The organism is Nocardioides sp. (assembly GCF_035697785.1).
GTDB lineage: Bacteria > Actinomycetota > Actinomycetes > Propionibacteriales > Nocardioidaceae > Nocardioides_B.
The window spans coordinates 1-7,653 of record NZ_DASSCL010000059.1 but is presented as its reverse complement, the minus strand read 5'-3'; the positions used below and the strand labels follow the sequence as shown (position 1 = coordinate 7,653).

7 protein-coding genes and 1 tRNA gene are annotated in these 7,653 nt (G+C 71.2%); 5 read left to right on the top strand and 3 right to left on the bottom strand.

Going from position 1 to position 7,653, the window contains the following annotated elements:
- Window positions 1-364 (bottom strand): CoA transferase subunit A (locus tag VFH10_RS06080; RefSeq protein ID WP_325126974.1); only part of this gene is annotated, 364 nt, incomplete at its 3' end.
- A gap of 123 nt (window positions 365-487) precedes the next feature.
- Between VFH10_RS06080 and VFH10_RS06075 the strand changes: the two genes are divergently transcribed.
- The gene (locus tag VFH10_RS06075) at window positions 488-1,525 is read left to right on the top strand and encodes an ArsA-related P-loop ATPase (protein WP_414689840.1); all 1,038 of its coding nucleotides are present in this window, start codon (window positions 488-490) and stop codon (window positions 1,523-1,525) included.
- Window positions 1,522-2,769 carry an ArsA family ATPase gene (locus tag VFH10_RS06070; RefSeq protein ID WP_325126970.1) on the top strand — a complete coding sequence of 416 codons (1,248 nt, stop codon included), beginning with the start codon at window positions 1,522-1,524 and terminating at the stop codon, window positions 2,767-2,769. Before VFH10_RS06075 ends, VFH10_RS06070 begins: the two co-directional genes overlap by 4 nt.
- Before the next feature lie 74 nt (window positions 2,770-2,843).
- On the opposite strand, the gene VFH10_RS06065 is transcribed toward VFH10_RS06070, so the two are convergent.
- Window positions 2,844-3,158: a WhiB family transcriptional regulator gene (locus VFH10_RS06065; RefSeq protein ID WP_325126968.1), complete on the bottom strand. Its 315-nt coding sequence runs from the start codon at window positions 3,156-3,158 to the stop codon at window positions 2,844-2,846.
- A 370-nt stretch (window positions 3,159-3,528) separates the two neighbouring features.
- Between VFH10_RS06065 and VFH10_RS06060 the strand changes: the two genes are divergently transcribed.
- Window positions 3,529-5,916, top strand: a complete 2,388-nt coding sequence (locus VFH10_RS06060) for a transglycosylase domain-containing protein (RefSeq protein WP_325126966.1) — start codon at window positions 3,529-3,531, stop codon at window positions 5,914-5,916.
- Window positions 5,917-5,948: 32 nt separating this feature from the next.
- On the opposite strand, the gene VFH10_RS06055 is transcribed toward VFH10_RS06060, so the two are convergent.
- Window positions 5,949-6,413 carry a GatB/YqeY domain-containing protein gene (locus VFH10_RS06055; protein WP_325126964.1) on the bottom strand — a complete coding sequence of 155 codons (465 nt, stop codon included), beginning with the start codon at window positions 6,411-6,413 and terminating at the stop codon, window positions 5,949-5,951.
- A gap of 25 nt (window positions 6,414-6,438) precedes the next feature.
- Here VFH10_RS06055 and VFH10_RS06050 point away from each other — a divergent pair, with 25 nt between their 5' ends.
- Window positions 6,439-7,404, top strand: coding sequence for a metallophosphoesterase (locus tag VFH10_RS06050; protein WP_325126962.1), 966 nt, complete (start codon window positions 6,439-6,441; stop codon window positions 7,402-7,404).
- A gap of 46 nt (window positions 7,405-7,450) precedes the next feature.
- Window positions 7,451-7,524 (top strand) — tRNA-Pro (locus VFH10_RS06045).
- The last annotated feature ends 129 nt before the right edge of the window (window positions 7,525-7,653 follow it).

Here is a 7,653-nt window from a genome sequence, read left to right as displayed (position 1 = left end):
CGGTCGCGGTGAAGAACGCCGGGATCCCGGTGCCACCGGCCCGCATCCGCTCCGCCAGCGTGCCCTGCGGGGTCAGCTCCACCTCCAGCTCACCGTGCAGGTACTGCCGCGCGAACTCCTTGTTCTCCCCCACGTACGACGAGATCATCCGCCGGATCCGCTTCGCGAACAGCAGCCGCCCGAGCCCCCACTCGTCCACGCCGCAGTTGTTCGACACCGCCTCCAGGTCGTCGGCGCCCTGCTCCAGCAGCGCGTCGATCAGCACCGACGGGATGCCACACAGCCCGAACCCGCCCACCGCGAGCGTCGCACCGCTCGGGATGTCGGCCACCGCCTCCGCGGCACTCGCGACCACCTTGTCCACGAATCTCCTCCTCGCCTACGTCGCAGCCACCCTAGCCACGGCCGGTGACGGCCGACACCGACGGATCCCACACCCGCCGGGAGGGGCCAGGGTCCGGACCCGACATGAGCCAGGTCACAGCGGATGCCAGTGGCTACGCTCGGACTCGTGACCGCCGACGCGACCGCACCCGAGACCGGCGACTGGCCGGAGGTGCGGCTGCACGTGGTCACCGGCAAGGGCGGCACCGGCAAGACCACGGTCGCCGCCGCCCTCGCGCTCGCGATCGCCAGCCGCGGCCAGCGCGTCCTGCTGTGCGAGGTGGAGGGCCGGCAGGGCATCGCCCAGCTGTTCGACGTACCACCCCTGCCCTATGAGGAGACCCGGGTCGCCAGCGCCCCGGACGACGGTGGCGACCTGTACGCGCTCGCCATCGACCCGGAGTCGGCGCTGATGGAGTACCTCGCCATGTACTACCGGCTCGGTCGGGCCGGCAAGGCGCTCGACCGGTTCGGCGTGATCGACTTCGCGACGACGATCGCCCCGGGTGTGCGCGACGTGCTGCTCACCGGAAAGGTCTACGAAGCGGTGCACCGCAACCGGCGCGGCAAGAACGCCCGGCAGTACGACGCGGTCGTGCTCGACGCACCGCCGACCGGACGCATCGCCCAGTTCCTCAACGTCAACAGCGAGCTCGCCGGCCTGGCGAAGGTCGGGCCGATCCGCAGCCAGGCCGACACCGTGATGACGCTGCTGCGGTCCGAGCGCACCCGCGTGCACCTGGTGACGGTGCTCGAGGACATGCCGGTCCAGGAGACCGCCGACGGGATCGCCGAGCTCACGGCCGACGGGCTGCCGGTCGGCGGAGTGGTCGTCAACCTGGTGCGCAGCAAGGAGCTGTCCGACCCGGCCCGCGCCCGCGCGCTCGCGGACAGGCTGCCCCGCAAGGCGATCGAGACCGACCTCCACAAGGCCGGCCTCGACGTCACGCCCCAGCTCGTCGACGGCCTGCTCCGCGAGGCACGCGAGCACGCGGAGCGACGCGACCTCGAGGACGCGCAGCGCGAGCGGATCGCCGAGCTCGAGGTGCCAACCTACGAGCTGCCGCGGCTGGCCGAGGGGATCGACCTTGGCGGGCTCTACGAGCTCGCCGCCGACCTGATCGAGCAGGGCATGGCATGAGTCCCCCGACCAGCGCCTCCCACCGCTCGCGCCGCGCCGAACGCGTGGGCCCCCTCGCCGGCAAGCCCCACGACGGACCGCTGCTCGACGTCGACGCCCTGCTCGACGACCGCGACACCAGCATCATCGTGTGCTGCGGCTCCGGCGGGGTCGGCAAGACCACCACGTCGGCAGCGCTGGCCCTGCGCGCCGCCGAGCGCGGTCGTAGGGTCGTCGTGCTCACCATCGACCCGGCGCGTCGGCTCGCCCAGTCGATGGGCATCGAGGCGCTCGACAACGTCCCCCGTCCCGTGCCGGGGGTCTCGACGGGCTCGACCACCGATGGAGCGGACTCGACTGCCCGCGCGCAGGGCGGGTCGCTCGACGCGATGATGCTCGACATGAAGCGGACGTTCGACGAGGTCGTGGAGTCCCAGGCCAGCCCGGAGAAGGCCGCGCAGATCCTGGCCAACCCCTTCTACGTCGCGCTGTCGAGCTCGTTCGCGGGCACCCAGGAGTACATGGCGATGGAGAAGCTCGGCCAGCTCCGCCAGGACGCCCGCACGTCGGGCCGCTGGGACCTGATCGTCGTCGACACGCCGCCGTCCCGGTCCGCGCTGGACTTCCTCGACGCGCCCGAGCGGCTCTCCAGCTTCCTCGACGGCCGGTTCATCCGGCTGATGCTGGCGCCCGCCAAGGGGCCCGCCCGGCTGATGACCGCCGGCCTGAGCGTGGTCACGAACGCCCTCACCAAGATCCTCGGCGCGCAGGTGCTCAAGGACATGCAGACGTTCGTGGCGGCGTTCGACACGCTCTTCGGCGGATTCCGGCAGCGCGCCCAGAAGACGTTCGAGCTGCTGCAGGCGCAGGAGACAGCGTTCCTGGTGGTTGCCGCACCCGAGCCCGACGCCATGCGGGAGGCGGCGTACTTCGTGGAGCGGCTCGGCGCCGAGCAGATGCCGCTGGCGGGGTTGGTGGTCAACCGGGCGACCCGCACCCTGGCGCCCGGGCTGTCGGGAGAGCAGGCGACGGCGGCCGCGGACCGGCTCTCCAACGGGAGTACGACGAGCGCGCCCGACGGGCTCACGGCCGGCCTGCTCCGGCTGCACGCCGACCGGGCCCGGCTGGTGGCACGTGAGGAGCGGTTGCGGCGACGGTTCGCGGCCGCGCATCCCCGGGTCCCGGCCGTCGTCGTACCCGCCCTGTCCACCGACGTCCACGACCTCGACGGGCTTCGCCTGGTCGGCGAGCTGCTGGCCGGCTGACCGTCGCACCGGTCGGCGGCCGGAACACACGTCACCGCCGAACGGCGAGCCGCCCGGCGGTGACGAGAAGAAGATCAGGCAGTCGCGGCCACGACGCTCGACGCCGAGACGGCGGCGGCGTGGTCGGCCATCGCGGTCTCGAGCAGAAGCCGCCACGAGGTGACGTTGGGCCGGCGACGGAGCAGGGCGCGGCGCTCACGCTCGGTCATCCCGCCCCAGACCCCCCACTCGATCTGGTTGTCGAGCGCCTCGGCCAGGCACTCGGTGCGTACCGGGCAGCCGGCACACAGCTGCTTGGCACGGTTCTGTGCCGCGCCCCGGACGAAGAGCTCGTCGGGTCGGGCCTGGTTGCACAGGGCCTTGCCGGCCCAGTCCTCGTTCCACGTCATAGCTCGGCTCCCATTCCGAGGAGGCAGGCGCTTGTGCCGGCCATCGAGTCAATCCCCACGTAGAAAGGTAAAGAGTGATAAGGGAACGAAACAGACACAGAGGGAGCAACTTCCGCTAGTCCGTTGGGACTACCCCGAGAAGCCGTTCGGGGACTCGGCACGCGGAGAGGTTGAGCCCGGAGGCGGATTCGTTGCGGAAGTTACTGGTGTGACGACGTTGCCGCCCATAGGTGGTCATTCCGGGCCATCCGCGCCTCCGGGTGGACATCGGCCCGGTACGACGTCGCGGCGACCGCGAGGCGGCGCGCCGGCGTGTGAGCCTCGTTTCACGAGGTGAGGGGACCGTCAGCAGTCACGTACCCTGATGCACATGCCGTCGCGCCGCACCGACAAGCTCAAGCCTGCCTCCGTCATCTCACACCTCGGTGTGATGGTGGCCGTCGCGGGCGTGATGGGCGTCCTCGTGGCCGGGCTGGCGATCCCGTTCGCGGGGGTGGCCGGCCTCGGTGCCCGCGACGTCGCCCGGAGCATGGACAAGATCCCCGCCGACCTCGCCGCCGAGCCGCTCCCGCAGCGCAGCCGGCTGCTGGCCGCCGACGGCTCGGTGCTGGCGACGTTGTTCGACGAGAACCGCGTCAACGTGCCGCTCGCGTCCGTCGCCCCGATCATGCGCAAGGCGATCATCTCGATCGAGGACTACCGCTTCTACCAGCATGGCGCGCTCGACCTGCGCGGCACGCTCCGCGCGTTCGTCACCAACGAGGTCTCCGACGCGACCGTCCAGGGCGGGTCCTCGATCACGCAGCAGATGGTCAAGATGACGCTGCTCAACCAGGCCGAGACCGACGAGGAGCGCCTCGCCGCCACCGACGACACCTACGAACGCAAGATCCGCGAGCTCCGCTACGCGATCGCGTTCGAGGAGAAGTACTCCAAGGACTGGATCCTCGAGCGCTACCTCAACATCGCCTACTTCGGTGACGGGGCGCACGGCATCCAGGCGGCTTCCCGGCACTACTTCTCCAAGCCGGCGTCCCGGCTGAACCTGCGGCAGGCGGCACTGCTCGCCGGTCTGGTGAAGAACCCGACCGCATACGACCCGACCAACGACCCCGAGAGGGCGCGCGATCGCCGCGACGTCGTGCTCAACCGGATGCTCGAGCTCAACGTCATCTCGCAGACCGAGGCCGACCGGGCCATGCGCCGTGGCCTGGGTCTCGACGTCACCCCCTCGCGCAACGGCTGCGTGTCGTCGCGGGCGCCGTTCTTCTGCGACTTCGCGGTGCAGTACCTCATGGCCGACCGGTCGCTCGGCAAGAGCCCCGAGGAGCGGCGGAGCCTGCTCTACAGCGGCGGCCTGACCGTCAAGACGACCATCAACCCGCGGTTCCAGCGCGCGGCCGACAGGTCGGTGCGCAGCCACGTGTTCCCCACCGACCAGGCCATCGGCGGGCTCGCGATGGTGCAGCCGGGCTCCGGCGAGGTGCGTGCGCTCAGCCAGTCGAGGCCGATGGGCGGCAACAAACGCAAGGGGGAGACCTACCTCAACTACGTCGTCCCGGCGAAGTACGGCGACGCCAACGGCTTCCAGGCCGGCTCCACGTTCAAGGTGTTCGTGCTCGCCTCCGCCATCAAGCAGGGCATCCCGCTGTCGACCCAGATCTCGGCGCCGCAGACGGTATCGCTGCCCAACAACTCCTTCCGCACCTGCGACGGGCCGCTGGCCAGCACCGACGTCTGGTCGCCGGAGAACTCCACCGGCGCCGGCACCTACGACCTGTACTCCGGCACGCAGACCTCCGTGAACACGTTCTTCGCCCAGCTCGAGCAGCGCACCGGTCTCTGCGCGCCGGTCACGCTGGCCCGCCAGATGGGCATCACCGTGCCGGAGGACGACGTCGTACCCCCGTTCACCCTCGGCGTGACCAACACCGACCCGCTGACGATGGCCGGCGCCTACGCCACGTTCGCCGCGCGTGGCGTCTACTGCGCCCCGCGCCCGGTGACCGAGATCCTCAACAGCAACGGCAAGGCGATCCAGACCTACCCGCAGCAGTGCCGGCAGCTGTTGCCGACCGCCGTCGCCGACGCGGTCAACGACGTGCTCCGCGGCGTCCAGGAGCCCGGTGGGTTCGGGTACGGCGCGGGCATCAACCTGAGCCAGCCCTCGGCCGGCAAGACCGGGACGATCAACGAGAACATGTCGGTGTGGTTCATCGGCTACACCCCCGACCTGGCGACCGCCTCGATGATCGCGGGCGCCAACTCCAAGGGCGAGTGGATCACCCTGAACGGCCAGACGATCGGCGGCCAGTTCGTCGCGAGCGCTTTCGGTAGCACCAACGCCGGCCCGATGTGGGGCGACGCGATGAAGGCCATCGAGCCCATGCTCCCCGACACCAACTTCAGCGTGCCCGACCCGACCGCGATCCAGGGTCGTCTGGTGACGGTGCCCTCCGTCTACGGCTTCAGCCCCTCCAGCGCCGCCGAGGTGCTGCGCAGGTCCGGCCTGAACCCGGTCGTCGGCCCGATGGTGAACAGCTCCAACTCCTACGGATCGGTCGCGTACCTCTCTCCCGGATCCGGCACCCAGGTGGGCACCGGGAGCACGATCACGATGTACATCTCCAACGGTGTGCCCGACACCCCGCCGCCGCCGCCGCCGAGCGACGACGACGATGACGATGACGACAACAGCGGTCCCGGAAACGGGAACGGCAACGGCCGGGGCAACGGCCGCGGCGGCGACGACGACTGACCGTCACCCCGGTCGGACGGCTCGAGCCTCCCTCAGGCGCCGGCCAGCTGGCGGCGTACCTCGGCGGCGACGACACCGCCGTCCGCGCGGCCCTTGACCCGGGGCTGCAGGGTGCCCATCACCCGGCCCATCGCCTTCATGCCGTCACCGGCGACGCCCAGCTGCTCGACGACCGACGTGACCAGGTCGCGGATCTCGTCGCCGGACAGCTGCTCGGGGAGGTAGTCCGCGATCACCTCGGCCTCGGCGCGCTCCTTCGCCGCGCTGTCGGTCCGACCCGCCTCGGCGAAGGCCTCGGCGGCCTCGCGGCGCTTCTTCGCCTCGCTGCTGAGCACGGTGACAACGTCGTCGTCCGTGAGTTCCTTGGACTCCTTGCCGGCCACCTCGGCGTTGGTGATGGAGGTGAGCACCATCCGCAGCGTCGAGGACCGCACCGTGTCGCGGTCCTTGATCGCCGCGGTCAGGTCGGTGCGGAGGCGGTCCTTGAGGTCGCTCATTTCGTCATTGTGGCAGCCTTGCCCAATGCCATCTCGCGCCGCACGCACGCCCAGCCTGGCCGGTCTGGCCGGGATCGGCGCCGCCGTCGCGGCCGCTGGTGTCGCCTACGCGTCCCTGGTCGAGCTGCGCTGGTTCGCGCTCCGCACCGCCGAGGTCCCGGTGCTGCCGCCCGGGCACCGCCCCCTGAAGGTCCTGCACCTCTCCGACCTGCACCTCACCCCCTCGCAGCACCGCAAGCACGACTGGGTGCGCGGCCTCGCCGAGCTCGAGCCCGACCTGGTCGTCGACACCGGCGACAACCTCGCGCACCCGGGGGCGATACCGCCGCTGCTCGACGCCCTCGGCGACCTCCTCGACGTCCCGGGCGTCTTCGTGTTCGGGTCCAACGACTACTTCGCGCCGACCGCGCGCAACCCGGTGCGCTACCTCCTGCCCGACGACGGTCGCCGCGCCACCCACACGCCGCCGCTGCCCTGGCGGGAGCTGCGCGACGCGTTCCTCGACCGCGGCTGGACCGACCTCACCAACCGCCGCACGAAACTGACCGTCGGCGACACGACCCTCGCCTTCGCCGGGGTCGACGACCCGCACCTGGAGTACGACGACCTCGCGTCCGTCGCCGGTCCGGCCGATCCCGCGGCCCACGTGCGGGTCGGGGTGGCGCACGCGCCGTACCTGAGGGTGCTCGACCAGTTCGCCCGTGACGGGTACGACGCGACCCTGGCCGGCCACACCCACGGCGGCCAGCTCTGCCTGCCCGGCAAGGGCGCGCTGGTCACCAACTGCGACCTCGAGCCGGCGCGGGCCAAGGGGCTGCACCGGCACCCGGCGGACGCCGCCCCGGACGCCCCCGGCAGCTCGTGGTTGCACGTGTCGGCCGGGCTGGGCACGTCGCCGTATGCGCCGGTTCGGTTCTGCTGCCGACCCGAGGCGACGCTGCTCACGTTCACCGCTCGTGCCGGTTTCTCCGAGGCCGGGACGGTCGGCTAGACTCCCCAGCGCCGATGACGGAGTCGACTGAGCCGTCAGGGGCACTCGGGCTGTGGCGCAGCTTGGTAGCGCGCCTCGTTCGGGACGAGGAGGCCGCAGGTTCAAATCCTGTCAGCCCGACCGAGAAAACCGCAGGTGCGAAGGCCCCCGCTCGCGCGAGCGGGGGTCTTCGCGACTCCCCATCGCAGGTCAGGTGCGGCGTTTGTCGCGGCGGCTCCGGCGAGCCGCGGGCAGCACCTGGGTCTCCGC

Excerpts from the sequence above, each read along its gene's own strand:
- VFH10_RS06075 (WP_414689840.1), top strand. The coding sequence starts at position 488 with ATGCCAGTGGCTACGCTCGGACTCGTGACCGCCGACGCGACCGCACCC.
- VFH10_RS06070 (WP_325126970.1), top strand. The coding sequence starts at position 1,522 with ATGAGTCCCCCGACCAGCGCCTCCCACCGCTCGCGCCGCGCCGAACGC.
- VFH10_RS06065 (WP_325126968.1), bottom strand. The coding sequence starts at position 3,158 with ATGACGTGGAACGAGGACTGGGCCGGCAAGGCCCTGTGCAACCAGGCC.
- VFH10_RS06060 (WP_325126966.1), top strand. The coding sequence starts at position 3,529 with ATGCCGTCGCGCCGCACCGACAAGCTCAAGCCTGCCTCCGTCATCTCA.
- VFH10_RS06055 (WP_325126964.1), bottom strand. The coding sequence starts at position 6,413 with ATGAGCGACCTCAAGGACCGCCTCCGCACCGACCTGACCGCGGCGATC.
- VFH10_RS06050 (WP_325126962.1), top strand. The coding sequence starts at position 6,439 with ATGCCATCTCGCGCCGCACGCACGCCCAGCCTGGCCGGTCTGGCCGGG.